We start from the raw sequence: 16,191 nt of genomic DNA on the forward strand, positions 1-16,191 counted from the left end.
GTCTCACTCTCCCCGGCCGGCAGCGACGCCGGACCGAACCTCGACAGCGACATCGGTCAGCTCGTAGATCCGCAGGCCCGGCTTCCAGACGCTGGCGTCCGCGACGACCAGCAGCCGGCCGGTCTCCCGACGGATCTCCTTCACGTGCAGGTCGAAGGTCATCTCCCCGTCGGGTCGCAGGATCTGGCCCCGGTACTTCCAGCCCATCGCCACGTCCACCGGGGAGGTGAACCGGGCGTGTGGGATGTCGTCGGCGAGCCCGGCCTCGATCACGTACGCCTGCAGGCCCTGGATCACCGACTCCACGCCCAGCGAGCCGGGCATCACCGGGTCACGGTGGAAGTGGCAGGTGAAATACCAGTCGGCCGGGTCGATCAGCCGGGTGCCGAGCAGGTAGCCCTTGCCGTGCCTGCCACCGTCGGCCACCACCGTGACCTCGTCGACCAGTTCCAGGTGCCCGTTGCCGAGGCGCAGCCCGCTACGCGGGTGCGGGGTGCGCCAGCGCTCGTCGGCGCGTACCGGCAACCGGCGGACCCGGGCCGGGTCCAGGCCGGTCTGCTCCCCCAGCCACGGCGGGAGGTACCTGCCGGCGTCCAGCCCCACCTGGTTGGCCAGTGCCGCCTCGGTGAAGTAGCCGAACATCGACTCGCCGACGTAGAAGACCTCGCCGTCGGCGGAAAGCTCGTAGCGGAAGTTCTGCAGGGTGGCGCCGGTGACCGCCTGGCTGGAGAGCATCGTGGTGTGCTGCCGGATCGTCTTGCCGGCCAGGTGGACGTTCTTGACCAGGGTGGCTTTGCCGTCCAGGTTTCGGATGGCGAACTCGTCGTCGGGGTGGGCCAGGGTCGCGCCGAGGTAGTAGCCGCAGAGGATGGCCGCCTGGAGCGAGGTCTCCATGAGCACGCAGTTCGGCATGTTGCCGGTCGGGCTGTCGGCGTAGTACCAGGCCTCGGGCGGGGAGTCGTACTCGGTGACCATCTCGGCGCCCGGCTTGAGCACGCCCCGGGTGCCCTCCAGCGACATGATCCGGTCGACGAACTGGAAGTCGCCGTTGGGGATGTGCGGTGCCCGCCGGTCGTGGTAGATGTCGAATTCGGGCCCCATGGCGGTGCCCAGATCGCCCTTGGCGGCGTGCGCCAGGTGCAGCTCGTTGATGAACGCGGTCTCGCCGAGGGTGTTGCGCCGGCCGAGGAACTCCGGGTTCCCGCCTGCACCCGGCCGGTACGGGGTGCCCGCCTTCTCCCGGATCTGTACGCCGAAGTTGCGCATCGCCACCATCGGCTTGTCGCCGACGTAGACGGTCAGGTCGGCGATCACCGTCGGGCGGGGAAGCAGGGTCAGTTCGATGATCTCGGCGTGGTAGCGGATCTCGGTGGTGTCCGGGGTGATCTGTCCGCGGACCTTGACCTCGGTCTTGAGCCCCGGCACCGACTGGAACTCGGCGTCCGGCAGGACCAGGTGCATGCCCAGGTACATCGCGAACGTCTGGAGCAGCTGCACGCCGCCCTCGGCGACCATCGAGCCGGCGAGCACCGGGTCACCGGGGAAGTGGCACCTGAAGTACCAACCGTCCGGCACCAGCCGTTTGATCGCGGTCAGCTCACCGAGTCCGCACGGGCCGCCGAGCCGGTCGACCTGCGGAATCTCGTCGATCATGCGCAGCATCTCGGTGGGCAGCCGCAGCGACCGGTTCGCGTCGCCCTGGTCCCAGGCCGGGCCGAAGACCTCGGCGCGACGCCCCTCGGTCAGCAGCTCCAGGTCCGCGGTACTCAGGGAGGTGCGCTCGGTACGCGCCAACGGCTTGAACCAGGTCCGCTCGAACCCGGCGCGCCGCTTGCGGTCGGCGTCGGAGAGGACCACTCCGAGGGAGCTGTCCAACTCGCTCTTGTTGAAGTACCCGGCGCAGGCGTCGAGCAGTTCGAGGATCAACTCGCCGTCGGCGTAGCACTTGTAGCTGAAGAAGAAGAGCAGCGCGTCGTTGTTCCAGACGAACCGGTTGATGGAGATGTCGTAGCGCAGGGTCTGCCCCTCGCGGGGCAGCGGGCCGTGGAAGACAAGCGTGCTGTCCAGCAGGCGGTAGACCCGCTCCCCCTTGTTGCGCAGGTCGATGCCCAGATAGCTGATCAGCAGCAGGTCGCACTGCCCGGCCTCGATGGTGACGGCGCAGGGCACCAGACCGTCCACGCTGTACCAGGAGCCGACGGGTACGTCGTACTCGGTGGTGATCGTCGACGGCTCGAAGACCCCGCGCTGTCCGGTCAGCTCGGTGACCCGGGTGACGAACAGGTACGGCGGCTCGGGCAGCCGGGTCCGCACCCGGTAGCCGTCGATCTCCGCGTACTCCGGGCCGAAGACCTTGGCCACCTGGCCGGCGGCGAACTCCAGCAGGTCCGCCTCGTCCCAGACCGGACGGTCACCACGCGGATCGGGCGTACCGCCGGCCGGCGGCGGGATGTCGCCGCTGCCCGGGGCGGTCGCGCCGCCGACGGAGAGTTCCAACTGGGTGACCGCGTTGTCGAGGATCACGTGGTGGGCGCGCAGGGCCGCCCGGTGCGCCTCGACGACCCGGGCGGCCAGGGCGGCCACCGCCGCCATCGGGCTCTGCGCGGGGCGCTGGAGCTGACCGGCCGACCAGCGGGAGTGCAGCCGCTGCGGTCCGGTCCGCGCGGCGTGCACCCGACGGGCCGTCAGGGTGCCGTCGCCGCCGCCGGACAGCGCGGTCAGGTCGACGGTCGAGACGTCCCGGTTCGGGCTCTCGGCCGACTGGCCGGCGGGGGCGACCGACGCGGCGGCGGGAGGCAGGAAGACGAAAGGCTCGCCGTCGACGGTGATGATTTCTTCGGGCCAGTGCACAGTGGGATCGGTCATGGCAGCGGGCACCACCTCGGGGGCGTGCGCGACGACGGTAGGCGTCTCGCGCTCGATGTGTTCGAGAACTCCGGCGGCCCGGTCGGCGACCCGTCGGACGATCGACTCCCCACCGCAGGGGACGGTGCGCACCAGGCGGCGGCCACCGGTGGCCTCGACCACCGGCTCGGGGCCACCGAGCAGCCGGCCCAGGTCGACCGGGAGGCCGTGACTGGCCAGCCGGGCCAGCGCCTGGGCGAGGGCGGCGGCCACCGGGACGCCCCGGCGGTCCACCGAGACCGCCACGTGCGGCTGGTCGGCGAGGGTCTCGCCGATCCAGCGGGTGCAGGTGGCACCGGGGCCCACCTCGACGAAGAAGCGAAAACCCCGGTCGTACGCGGTCCGGGTGAGCTGGGCGAAGTCGATGGTGCTGCGCAGCGTCCAGGCGATCCGCTCGGCGACCGTCTCCAGGTCGGTCGGGTCGACGGTGTCGTGATCGAAGGCGGAGAGGAGCTCCAGACCGGGCTCGGCCGCACCGGCGGCATACCGGTTCAGCTCGGCCAGCTCGGCAAGCCCCGGGTCGACCACCGGGCAGTGCATCACGTGGTTGGCAGGCGCCTTGGCCGCTTGGCAACCGACCCGTCTGATCAGCTCCTTGACCTGGCTCGGATCGCCGCCGACCACCACCTCGCGGGGGGTGTTGACGTGGGTGAGGAAGACCCGGTCCAAGCCGGTCATCTGCGCGCGTACCGGCTCCTCACCGGCGAGCAGCACGTAGCTGACCCAGACCGCGCTGTCCGGGGTGTCGGCCGGCAACGACCAGGTTTCGCGGACCATGTGCTTGGGACCGCGCAGCCGGTCACGGAAGAGCGGGGTGGCCGCCAGCTTCGTGTCGTCGCGGGCGGCGGCGGCCCAGACATCCATCGCGAAGAGCATGCTGCTCTCGCCGAGGCTGTAGCCGAAGCCGCCCTGCGGGACGACGTTGAGCACATCGCGCAGCAACTGGGTACGCAGCACCGCGGTGTTGGTGCCGGCGGCCAGCAGGACCGGGATCTCCTCGATCAGCCGCTCCTCGTGGCGCATCAGGTCCCGGCGCTGCACCGGCCGGGCGCCGCGCGGGTAGAGCCAGCGCTGCTTGAACCGGTCCCGAGGCCGGTCCGCCTCGGCCTCGAAGCGTTCCAGCAGACCGGGGAAGAGCCGGAACAGGTCCCGGTCCACCCCCGGGTAACTGGTGAACGCGCCGGGGTAGACGAATGCGACCCGCCCTTCGCCGACCGGACGACCGGTGCAGAAGCTGCCGCCCGGGGTGGCCCACTCGCCGCCGTTGCCGAGCACGCCCGGCAGGTCCCGCTCGGCGGCGTCGAGTTCGCGGCGCAGCCGCTCACCGTCCGCGGCGACCAGTACAGCCGTGAAGCGTCGACTGCCGCTGCGCGGCGCCGCCTCGCGAACCAGCTCCCACGGGTCGCGGCCCCGCTCCAGGGCGGATCGGTACTGCCGGACCAGGTCGGTCATGGTCGTGGCGTCGTCGGCGCTGATCGCCAGCATCAGGTGCCCGGTGGTGGCCCGCCAGTCGACCTCGACCTGCGTCCCGACGGTGTCGGCACCGGTCACGACCAGGTGCGCGGCGGTGTTGTCGCCGGCCAGTGGCCGGGCGTCCCAGGCCGCCACGGCGGCCACCCGGGGGGTGTCCCGGCGGCGGCGCAGCCACGGCATCGGCTCGACCGACACTTCCAGTCGGGAGGCCGGCAGCTCGGCCAACGCCTCGCGCAGCGGTGCCGGCGTGGCGGGCAGTTCGGCCCGGTACAGCCAGCACGCCGCGTTGACCAGCGCGGTCAGCACCGAGGCCTGCTGGGTCTCACCGACCAGGGCGGCGGCACCACCGATGAGGCAGCCGTCGTCGTCGGGGCCGCCCGGCCACGCCGCGGCCAGGCCGGCCAGGGCATCGGCGACGGGTGCCGAGGCGAGTTCGAGGTAGTCCACCTCGGCGGTGTCCCGGCCGGCGGCGGCGAGTCCGGCGGCACTCGCCGCGGCCAACGCCGCCCCCGCGCCGCCCGGGTCGCCGGCCACCGCCACCGCCACCGCCACCGACTCCACCGTGGCGTAGACCCGCCGACCGGCGGCATCGTCGGGGCGGGTGACCACGACCACTGCGGCGCTGTCGCCGGGCACCGGCGGTGCGGTTCCGCCGGCGGCGGCCACCGCGGCCCGGGTGATCACGTTCTCGATACCGCCGGCCAGGTCCACCCCACCGACCAGGACCGCCTCCACGGTGGGGTCGAGCAGCAGCATCTGGGCGACCTCCAGGGCGCGGGCACCGGAGGTGGCATCGGCGGCAATGGTGAACGACGGGCCGGTCAGGTTCCGGGACGAGGAGATCCGGCTGGCCATGATGTTGCCGATGTAGCTGAGCACCTCGTTGGCGCCGATCGGGTCGTGCACCCCGGCGCGCACCGCGCTCTCCAGCCGGGCCAGCGCCTCCTCGTCGAGGGTCAGCCCGGCCCGCGCGCACTCCGCGCGGACGTGGGCACCGATGTCGAAGCGGGCCCGGTGGGTGTGGGTACGCGGTTCCATCTCCATCGCGACGACCACCGCCACCCGCCGCTGCGGCAGCTGGTCGGCGCGTACCCGGGCCGGCGGCGGGGCGTAGCCGGCGTCGAGCAGGGCCTGCTCGGCCGCCTCGAAGAGGAGCAGGTGCTGCGGGTTGGCGAAGCCCAGCTCACCCGGCGGGATTCGGTAGGTGCGGGCGTCCACGTCGATCGTCTCGACGTACCCGGCCCGTTCGGCGTGCGCGGTGTCCTCCGGGTCGGCCCCGGCGAGCCCGTACCAGCGGGGCTCCGGGCGGTCGACAAGTGCCGGCGTGCCGGTGCGGGCCATCGCCTCCCAGGCCGCCACGTCGGTCAGCGGCCCGGCCCGCAGCCCCAGCCCCACCAGGGCGAGCCGCCCGGTCCCCGGCAGGCCGCCCGACGCGGTCGCCCCGGCCGGGATGACCGCTCCGGCCAGCACCGCGTCGGCGGCCGAGTCGGTGGTGAGGATGGCGTGCGCGTTGGTACCGCCGAAGCCGAACGCCGAGACCGCCGCGACCCGGTGCGCCGGGTCGCGGTCGACCCGCGGCACCGGCCAGGGGCGCTGGGTCAGGACCACCTTGTCGGCGGCGGGGAGCGCGTCGGCGGGACGCAGCGGCTGCTCCACCCCGGGGGTTGCCGGGACGGTGCCGTGCCGCAGCGCGAGGATCGCCTTGAGCATGCTGGTGAAGCCGGCGACGGTCAGCAGGTGGCCCACGTTGCCCTTCACCGAGCCCAGCGGCGGGACGCCTCCCCGCCCGGCGAAGAACTCGGCCACCCCGCGCAGCTCGGTCCCGTCACCGAGCGGAGTACCGGTGGCGTGGCACTCGATGTAGTCGACCTGCGCCGGGTCGAGGCCGTGGTCCAGGTAGGTGCGGCGGTACGCCTCGATCTGCCCGTCCTTGCGCGGGGTCAACAGGTGGCCGCCCGCCCCGTCGTTGCTCAGCCCGATCGGGCCGAGTACGGCGTGGATCAGGTCACCGTCGCGCCGGGCGTCGGCGAGCCGCTTCAGGACGAAGACCCCGGCGCCCTGACCGGTCACGATGCCCGCCGACCGGCCGTCGAAGGGCTGGCTCATCCCGTTGGCCGGGAAGGCCTTCAGGTCCGAGAAGGAGAGGTGGATCAGGAGCGGGTCCGGGGCGCAGACCGCCCCGGCGAGCATCACGTCGGCGTGGCCCGCGCTGAGGTAGCTCCGGGCCAGGGCCAACGCGTACAGCGCGGAGGAGCAGGCCGCGTCCAGGGTCAGCCGGGTGCCGCCCAGGCCGAGGGCGTTGGCGAGAACCGTGGCCGGCAGGCCGAACGGCCACATGTCCGCCGGTTCGACGTCGGCCGCGCCGGCCGGCGCGGCCGACGGCAGGTCCAGCCCGGCCTGCCGCAGGCCGGCGGTCACCGCCTCGCGTACCAGGGGCAGGCAGGCCCGCACCGAGGACTCGGTGGGGAAGGCGTAGTTGCCCAGGATGACGCCGGTACGGGCCAGTACCGGCGAGTCCTCCCCGATGCCGGCGTCGGCGAGCGCCCGGCGGGCGGTGTACAGCGGCCACCGGACCACCTTGTCCAGCCGGTTCAGCTTCGCCGCCGGGATCCGCAGGCCGGTCAGGTCGATTGTGGGCTCCGTGACGAACCCGCCCCGGGTGGCGGTGACCCGGTGCTCCGGGTCACCCCACCCGCCGGGGACGGACTCGTCCGTGCCGAACACCTCGCGGCCACCGGGGCGACGCAGGTCCGCCCCGGACCGCAGATTGGCCCAGAACTGCTCGGGTGTTTCCGCGCCGGGCAGCAGGCAGGAGATCCCGACGATCGCTACGGGCTCCTGTCCGGTGCTGGTCCCCGCGACGTGCTCTGGCGTGGACATGACTCTCCATCCGCAGGGTGTGTCAGCGTGCGTTGGACGTGGACTGCATGTCCCCGTTGTCCCGGACGATCGCCTGGACCCCGGTGAACCGGACCAGGACCGCCCCGTCGGTCGTGCAGGCGCTGACGGTGCAGCGCACCGTGGGGCCGCCGACCGTGACCTCGTCGACCACGATCAGGAAGGACTCCCCGGTGGGAATCGGCGCGTACAGTTCGGCCCGGCCGATGCTGGTCGGCAGGCTCGCCTGGCCGGTGTGCCGGCGCACCCAGACCAGCACCGCCTGCAGCAGCAGGTCGGCCAGGGCCGGGTCGTACCGGTCGGTGCTCCAGGCGCCCTGCGCCACCGGCGTGTCCGGCAGCTCGGCCAGCAGGACCATCCGGCGGCGCGGGTCGAGGACCCGACGCAGACCGCGCAGCGTCTCGCCGTGGAAGAGGGTTCCGTCGACGTACGCCGTGGTCTCCTCCCCGGCGTCGGTGCCGGGTAGACCGGTCAACCGCGGCGCCGGGCCGGTGGGGCCCGCCGTCTCGATGACCGCCCGGTAGCGGGGCCGGTCGGCCTCGTCCCGCACGTCGACCCGGATGCCGGAGTCGCCGGGCGTGACCAGGAAGCGCAGCCGCCGCGGCGCCTCGGCGTCGAGAACCACGCCCTTGAGGACGGCGAAGTCACGCGCCCCGGCGGCCGGTACCCCGGTCACCGCCGCGGCGGTGGCCAGCATCCCGCCCAGCGCCACCGTCGTCGGCAGCACCGCGTGCTCACCGATGCGGTGGTCGGTCAGGACCGCCTCGTCGCGCAGGCCGGCCAGCTCCCGGGTCACCCGGACCCCGTCGGCCGGCAGTGGCCGGGGCTCGGCCTCCAACAGGGGCTTGTCCGGCCCGATGACGGTGACCAGGTCGGCCGAGTGCGCAGCGCTGAACTGCTCGGTGAACATCCGGACCCCGGTCTCCAGCGGGATGAGGTCCACGCCGCGCTCGGTGAAGAGGCGGGCCAGCTCCGGGGTCACCATCCCGCCGGCCCAGGCACCCCAGTTGATCGAGGTGATCCGGGCGTCCGGGCGGGCTCCGCGCAGCCGGGAGGCGATCCGGTTGAGCGCCTCGTTGGCCATCGCGTAGTCCGACTGCCCCCGGTTGCCGAAGAAACCGGCAACCGACGAGAAGAGGACCACGTGCCGCAGCCGGTCGGTGTCCAGCGCGGCCAGCAGACTCGCCAGGCCGGTCAGCTTCGTGCCCAGCACCCGGTCGATGTCCTCCGGGCGCTTGTCCACGATGAGCTGGTCGGCGAGGACACCGGCACCGTGCACCAGGCCGGTGATCCGGTCGCGGTGCTCGGCCAGCACGGTACGCAGCGTGTCCGGGTCGGTCACGTCGGCCGGCAGGTAGGTGACCCTCGACCCGCCGGCGGAGGCCTCCGTCAGCGTCCGGCGGATCTCCCGCTGCGCCTTCAGCTCCTGGAAGCGCCGCTCGACGTCCTTCGGGGTCACCTTCGCCCTGTCGGCTTTGAGCGCCCGCGCGATCGCGCCCTTCAGTTGCTCCAGGGGCACCCCCTCGGCCCACGCCGGCTCGTCGGCCAGCGGGGTGCGGCCCAGCAGCAGCAGGCTGACGCCGTACTCGCGGGCCAGGCCGGTGACGCAGGCCGCGGTGACGCCGCGTCCGCCACCGGTGACCACGAGCAGGTCCTCCGGTCCGGGCGGGGCGACCTTGGGGCCCTCCGCGTACGCCGGTCCGGCGGCCAGCCGGGTGGTCCACCGCGCGCCGTCGGCGTCATGCCCGACCGCGCGCACCGAGGCAGCGGCGTCGTGCAGTTCGTCGAGGAGCAGGTCGACCACCCGCGACGCCGGCAGTCCGGCCGCCACGTCGACCGCCCGGCAGTAGACCGACGGCGCCTCGATGGCCAGCGTCTTCACCAGCCCGGAGAGACCACCCAGGGTGACCGTGGCCAGCTCCGCCGCCTCGGCGGTACCGGTGGACGGGGCCACGCCGAGCCGGCCGTCCAGCCGGGCCACCGTGACGAACGCCGCCCGGGAGCCCTCGGCCGTGTGCTCCAGCGGACGCTGGACGTCGCGGGCCAGCAGGGCCGCCTCGCGCAGTACCGCCGTGGCGGCGGCGGGGTTGTCGGCCTGCTCCGGCGCCAGGTAGAGCACCAGGTCCAGTCCTTCGTCGTACGGCTCACCGGCCTGCCTGGTCCGCCAGCCGGCGGCGGTCAGGGCGTCGGCGAGCGCGTCGGCGAGCGGGCCGCCGGCCCCGGTCAGCAGGGCCACCGGGTGGGCCCGGTACGCCTTGTCCCGCCGGTCGGGAGCCGGGAGCCGGATCAGGCTGGCCTGCCACCGGTCGATCCGGGGCAGGCGTTCAGCTTTTGGGCCGCTCACCACCTCCGCTCCGGTCGCCTCGGCCGCTGCTTGCGCCACGAAGTGGACGATGTCGTCGAGCGTGTGCAGCTCGGCCAGGCGCTCCGGGCTGGCCGACGGCGAGCCGGGGAACGACTCCCGCAACGCACCCATGATCTCCACCCGCTTGATGGAGTCGATGCCCAGGTCGGCCTCGACGTCCATCGACGGGTCCAGCATGTCGGTCGGGTAGCCGGTCTTGTCGGCCACGATGTCCAGCAGTGCGGTCCGGACCGTGTCCGCATCCGCGGTGGCGACCGGGGCGGCCTGGGCGACCGGGGCGACCTGGGCGGCGGGTGCCGCGACGGGCGGGGCCGGGGCCACGGCGGGAGAGGCCGGCACAGCCTGCTGGATGGCCTCCGGTACGTACGCCGGAGCGGCGGCCTGCGGCGCGTGGCCGTTGACCGTCGCGTTGTTCCAGCCGTACTGCTGGGCGGCGCCGATCGCCGGCGGCTGGCTCGCCGGCACGGCCGGCTGGTGGATGACCGGGTTGTAGTCGATCATGGTGCCGGGGGCGACCATGGTGGTCTCCAGCTGCGCGAAGCTGCGCAGCACCTCGCTGGCCGAGGTGTGGCTCTGCCCGATGGCCAGGCTGTGCTCGGCGATCGCGGTGATACCGGCGATCACGTTGTCGGCCGGACCGTCGTGCCGCCGGCTGCCCTCCTCGACCAGGTTGGTCAGCCGCTCCGACAGGCGCAGCTGGTTGTGCAGGTAGTCGCCGTGCATGGCGAGGTGGCTCGCGGCGATCGCACCGACGCTCGGCACCAGCTGACCCGGCACGGCGTGACCGTTGCCGTTGTGGCCGTTGCCGTTGTGGCCGTTGCCGTTGTGGCCGTTGCCGTTGTGGCCGTTGCCGTCGATCGCCACGCTCGGAGCCGCGACGGGGGCCGGCGGCGTGGCCCGGCTCCCCTCGACCCGGTATCCGTTCTGCAGCGCCTCCTGGTAGTCCCGGCGGCGCCCCTCCGGTACGTAGTTGACACCGTTCAACTCGATCATCATCCCCTCGGTGCGCGGCGGCCGGCTGGCCACCGCCTGGTAGCGGTTGAATCCGGTCAGCGGCAGTCCGAGGACGGCCAGCCGTGCGGCGAGCTGCTTCAGTGCGCGGTCGCTGTCGCGACCCGATCCGGCGTCGGCGGAGAGCACGACGACGTCGGGGTGGTCGGCCAGCACCCGACGTACCAGGCCCGCCAGGATCTTCTTCGGTCCGAACTCGACGAAGACCCGGAAACCGTCGTCGTACATCTGCGCGATCCGGGGCGCGAATCCGACCGGGTTGGCGAGCTGCTGCACCAGGACCCGGGCGTTCTCGTCGGTGTCCGCGCCGTAGCTGGCGCCCTCGGTGTTGGCGTAGACCGCGATCTCCGGCCGGCCCACGGTGGCCCGCCGGACGGCGGCGCCGAAACGGTCCACGGCGTGGCTCACGTACCGGGTGTGGAAGGCAGCGGCCACCGGCAGCGCCTTGGCGTCGACCCCGGCCGCCCGGCATGCCTCGACGAACGTCGCGACGGCCTTGCTGCCACCGCCGACGACCAGTTGGTCCGGCGCGTTGATGTTGCAGATCACGACGTCCGGGTGGCCGTCGAGCAGGCGCTCGACCGTCGGCCGGTCGGCCGGGACGGCCGCCATGGTGCCCGGGTCGTCGCTGTCTGCGCCGCTGCGCTCGGCCATCGCCGCGCCGCGTGCCCTCGCCAGCGCGTAGAACTGTTCGTCACGGAGACTGCCGGCGGCCCAGAGCGCGGTCAGCTCGCCGAAGCTGTGCCCGAGCGCACCCTCGGCGGTGAAACCGAGCTCCCGCAGGTAGGTGTACTGGCCGGCGGAGACGGCGCCGATCGCCGGCTGGGCGTAGTCGGTGCGCCGCAGCGCCTCCTCCTGCCCGTCACGGGTGGCGTCGTCGAAGGCCGGCGGTGGGAAGACCACCCGGCCCAGCGCCTCGGCCCCGGCGAAGTGCGCCGCCGCGGCGTCGAAGGCCACTCGCACCGGCGGCACCGAGACCGCGGCCTCGGCCGCCATCGAGACGTACTGGCTGCCCTGGCCGGCGAAGAGCGCGGCCACCCTGCCGGTGTTCGCGGCCGCCCGACGGTAGTACGCCCCACGGGGGAGTTCGAACGACTCGGCGGTCGGGTTGTCGGCGATCCGCAGGCAGGCCGCCTCCCGCAACTCGTCGCGCTCGGCGTCGTCGCGGGCGACCACGGCCAGCCGGGCGTGTCCGGCCGACACCGGCGCGTCCTCGGCCGACCCGTCCGGGTACTCCCGGGCCTGGGTCAGCAGCGCCTGCGGGTCGGTGCCGTGCCAGAGGTGCACCCGCGAGGTGCGGTGCAGCACGGCCAGCCCGGTACCGGTCGGGTCGTGCTCCTCCAGGACACAGTGGAAGTTCGTCCCACCGAAGCCGAACGAGGAGACCGCCGCCCGGCGGCGGGGACGCTCCGGTTCGAGGATCCACGGCCGGGTCCTCGTGTTGACGTAGAACGGGGAGTCGTCGAAGCCCATCGCCGCGCGGGGCTTGTCGACGTTGATCGTCGGCGGCAGGAGCTTGTGATAGAGCGCCAGCGACGACTTGATCATGCCGGCGGCACCGGCGGCGGCCTTGGTGTGGCCGATCTGGCTCTTGACGCTCCCCACCGCGGCGAAGTTGCGCTCGTCGCTGGCCGCCGCGAAGACCTCCTTGAGGGCACTGACCTCGGTGAGGTCGCCGACGGCGGTGCCGGTGCCGTGGCACTCGATCAGGCCGACCTGCTCCGGGCCGAAGCCGGCGTCCTCGTACGCCCGGCGCAGCGCGACGACCTGGCCCTCCTTGCGCGGGGCGTAGATGCTCTTGAACCGGCCGTCACTGGAGGTGCCGATGCCGCGCAGCACCGCGTAGATCCGGTCCCCGTCGCGTTCGGCGTCGGCCAGCCGCTTGAGCGCCAGCATGCCGATGCCCTCGCCGATCAGTGTGCCGTCGGCGTTCTCGTCGAACGGCCGGATGTCGCCGGCCTTGGAGAACGCCGGGGTCTTGGAGAAGCAGAGGTACATCAGGATGGTGTTCTCGGCGTCGCAGCCGCCGGTGATCATCAGATCCGCCCGGCCGGCGATCAGCTCCGCCGCCGCCGAGTGGATGGCCGCCAGCGAACTGGCGCAGGCCGCATCCACCGTGCAGTTGGTACCGCCGAAGTCGAACCGGTTGGCGATCCGGCCGGCCACGACGTTGCCGAGCATGCCCGGGAAGGAGTGCTCCTCCCACGGGGCGAACGCCTTGACGAACTTGGACGAGATCTCCTCGGCGTCGCGTTCGCTCAGACCGCAGCTGCGGACGACCTCCTTGAGCACGGGCGTCTGCAACCGGGTCGCCAGCGGCTGGGTGAGCGAGTTGGCCCCGGTGATGCCGAGCACCACGCCGGTCCGCTCCTTGCGGTACCACTTGGCGTCCGGTGCGCCGGCGTCGGCCAAGGTCTGCTTCGCGACCACCAGGCTGAGCAGTTGCAAGACGTCGGTGATCTCCAGGGTGTTCGGCGGCAGGCCGAACTCCAGCGGGTTGAACGGCACCGTGGGCACGAAGCCGCCGCGCTTGGCGTACGTCTTGTCCGGTGCCTTCGGGTCGGGGTCGTAGTAGTCGGAGATCCGCCAGTGCGTCTCGGGCACGTCCTCGATGCAGTCGGCGGCGTCGACCACGTTGCCCCAGAACTCCGTCAGGTCACCGGAGCGCGGGTAGAGCGCGCCGAGTCCGACGATCGCGATGGGGGTGTCCGCCATCCGGCGGGGGGCTGTGTTGTCACTGTCCATGACACGGTCCGTTCCGGTCGATAACGTCTCGTGGTCGGTGACGGGCGGCCGGTTGGCGGTACGGGTGCCGCCGCCGGCCGGTGCCGGGTCGGCACCCTCGCCCAGTAGGTCACGTGCCGTACCGGTGATCCGGTCCACGGCCGTTCGGTCCCGCAGCATCGTGTAGTGGTCGCCGGGGCACCCCAGCACCGTCAGGTCCTCGGCCAGCGACCGCCAGCCCAACGGATCCGGTACGTCCAGCAGGCCCCGCTCGGGCCGGACCAGCACCACCGGCACCGGCGACCGCCGTGGTTCGTACGCCTGCGCCAGCCGGTTGTTGCGGATCAAGCCCTGCAGGTACGCGTCGAGCACCTTGCGCAGCCCCGGCAGGGTGGTGTCGTCCCGGACCGCACCGTGTTCGCGGGCCAGGTCGAGCAGCGTGCGCAGCCCGCTCTCGCGATCCCCGAGGGCCAACCCGGCCGTCGGGAGTTCGACACCGCGGCGGGCGCCCAGGTACATGGCGAACCAGCGCAGCACCTCGGCGTCGTCGAGGTCACCGTCGAGTGCGGTGTACTCCGGCACCGGCGCGATGCTGTCCAGGGCGAGCAGCGCGTCGGGGCGTTCGCGGGCCGCGAGCAGCCCGGCCAGTTCCAGCGCCACCACGCCGCCGAACGACCAGCCGGCCAGGCACCACCGGCCGCTGGTCAGGGCACGCCGCCGCAGTTCGTCGGCGACCCGCTGGGCCAGGGCCGGGATCGAGGTGACCGGCGTACCGCCGTGCAGCGCCGCCTCGAAGTACTCCGGCACCTGATCCAGGTTGACCACGTGCAGGGCCGCGGCGGGCGCCAGCGCGGCGGCGAGGTCGGCGTAGACGGTGGCCGGCAGTGCCCCCGGGTGCACCAGGACCACCGCACGCGCCTCTGGTCCGGCCTCCCCGACGCGGGTCACCACCTCGGGTGGCTGCCGGTCATGCCTTCGCATCGCGCTGCTTCTCCACGATGTAGCCGGCGAGTTCGTTGATGGTCGGGTGGTACCAGAGCGCGGTCGTCTCCAGGTCGAATCCGAGCCAGTTCTCCAGCTCACCGGAGAGCACCAGGGCCTCGGTGGAGTCCAGGTCGAACTCGTCGAAGTACTGGTCGACGTTCACCTGCTCGGTGGGTACGCCCAACCGGTGCGCGATCTTTCCCACCAACCAGTCGCGGACCCCGCCCTCGGTCAGCGCGGCATCGGAACGGGTGGTCACCTGATCTGTCATCGCATCCTCGCTTCGGACCGTTTACGGGCATGGCGAACACATGCTCCGTTCATGGCTGGATAAGTACGGCCGTTCCCGACCACATGCGTCGCCGAGGTCGCCCCCCGGCGACATGCCGATCTACCGGGAATTCTTTCCGGCGGTACGTCGGACGGCTTCGGCGGCGGCAGCACCGGAGTCGAATGCTGATTCATGGCTGCCGATGATGTCGATTCCCATCTTTCGGGAATGGAAGTAGGAGCCGGCGAACTTGATCCGCGATTCGTCGGCATTGATCGAATGGATGTCCCGCTGGAGGGCGCGGACCTCGTTGGTGAGAATGGGGTGTCGGTAGGCCATCTCGTGGATGACGAGTTCGTCGCGGGCCTCGATCGGGCAGTCGAGGGTGACGAAGTAGTCTCGCTCGGCGTCGAGGTGCTGCAACGTGTTGAGGTGGTAGACGACCCAGGACCGCTGTTCCTCACCGTCGCCGACGCGCCCGTAGTTCCAGCTGCGCCACCGCTGCCGGTCGGCCGGCATCACGGAGGCGTCACCGTGCAGCAGCGCCCGGGTGCCGTGGTAGCGGATCGGGTCGAGTCGCTGCTGGCGGGGAGTCGGCTCGGCGAGCATTCCCAGCGCGTCGTCGGCGTGCGTGGCGAGCACCGCGTAGTCGAAGCGTTCCGGCCCGCCCGGGCCGTGCACGACGACGTGGTGGCCCTCGGTGCGGACCTGCCCGACCGGCGCGTTCACCCGGACGTCCACCCCGGACTGGGTAAACCGCTCGGCGACCTTGCGCACGTAGTTGATGCTGCCACCGGTGACGGTACGCCAGGGGGCGCTCTGCCCACCCAGGCCCTCGTGGCCGTGGGCGAAGAAGAAGGCGATGATCGTGCTGGCCGGCATCTCCCAGATCCGCTCGGCCGGCACCGACCAGGCGGCGGTGGCGATGAGCACCACGAAGCCATAACGGAAGGCCGCACTGTAGCGGTTGCGGTCGAGGTAGTCGCCGAGCGGGATGTCGGCTCTGCGCCGGATGAAGTCGCGTGGCGCCTCGCTCTGGAAGCGCCGGGCCTCGCGCCACAGGTCGGTGAAGTCGGCGTCGTACCGCTGCCCGATTTGCTCCTCGGTCAGCTCGAAGTCCTCCGACACGTAGCTGCGCTGCCGGTCGAGATCGAAGAAGCAGAACTGTCCGGGGTGGTCCTGGGTCTGCACCCCCAGCTCGCCGAAGAACTTGGCGATCATCGGGTAGTGCGCCTCGTTGTAGACGATGAAGGCGGTGTCCAGGCCGAGCGTCCGATCGCCCTCCTGAACCTCAATGGTGTTCGCGTGGCCACCCAGTCTCGAATCAGCTTCGAACAGGGTCACCTGGGCGTCGTCTCGCAGGTGGTAGGCAGCGGACATACCCGCGATCCCCGCGCCGACCACTGCCACTCGAGGAGTCACCCGTGTCCTCCCGTCTCCGACTTCTTCCTCCGTGCGAAGAGCCGGGTCCGGCTCCCTCCCCTATACAGAGTGGACAGTCGGCGCCCTGGATACATTCACGAGCGAGATTTTTTTACGAAAATCCAGTCCGCCAATATGT

General features: G+C 72.2%; 4 protein-coding genes. All 4 read right to left on the minus strand.

Annotation, left to right across the window (positions count from 1 at the left end):
* Nucleotides 1-3 precede the first annotated feature (3 nt).
* Nucleotides 4-7,257 (minus strand): beta-ketoacyl synthase N-terminal-like domain-containing protein, encoded by a 7,254-nt coding sequence (locus ACLQ2X_RS07540; protein ID WP_425680229.1) that lies wholly within the window; start codon nt 7,255-7,257, stop codon nt 4-6.
* Nucleotides 7,258-7,279: 22 nt separating this feature from the next.
* On the minus strand, nt 7,280-14,356 hold the full coding sequence (locus ACLQ2X_RS07545) for an SDR family NAD(P)-dependent oxidoreductase (RefSeq protein ID WP_425680230.1): 7,077 nt from the start codon (nt 14,354-14,356) through the stop codon (nt 7,280-7,282).
* Nucleotides 14,343-14,630 (minus strand): acyl carrier protein, encoded by a 288-nt coding sequence (locus tag ACLQ2X_RS07550; RefSeq protein ID WP_425680231.1) that lies wholly within the window; start codon nt 14,628-14,630, stop codon nt 14,343-14,345. Before ACLQ2X_RS07550 ends, ACLQ2X_RS07545 begins: the two co-directional genes overlap by 14 nt.
* Nucleotides 14,631-14,750: 120 nt before the next feature.
* The gene (locus ACLQ2X_RS07555; protein WP_425680232.1) at nt 14,751-16,052 is read right to left on the minus strand and encodes an NAD(P)/FAD-dependent oxidoreductase; all 1,302 of its coding nucleotides are present in this window, start codon (nt 16,050-16,052) and stop codon (nt 14,751-14,753) included.
* Nucleotides 16,053-16,191: the final 139 nt, after the last annotated feature.

Origin of the sequence: Micromonospora sp. DT31 (assembly GCF_049841795.1) — a bacterium.
Taxonomy (GTDB): Bacteria; Actinomycetota; Actinomycetes; order Mycobacteriales; family Micromonosporaceae; genus Micromonospora.

Coding starts and splice junctions, on each gene's coding strand:
- ACLQ2X_RS07540 (WP_425680229.1), bottom strand. CDS start 7,257: ATGTCCACGCCAGAGCACGTCGCGGGGACCAGCACCGGACAGGAGCCC.
- ACLQ2X_RS07545 (WP_425680230.1), bottom strand. CDS start 14,356: ATGCGAAGGCATGACCGGCAGCCACCCGAGGTGGTGACCCGCGTCGGG.
- ACLQ2X_RS07550 (WP_425680231.1), bottom strand. CDS start 14,630: ATGACAGATCAGGTGACCACCCGTTCCGATGCCGCGCTGACCGAGGGC.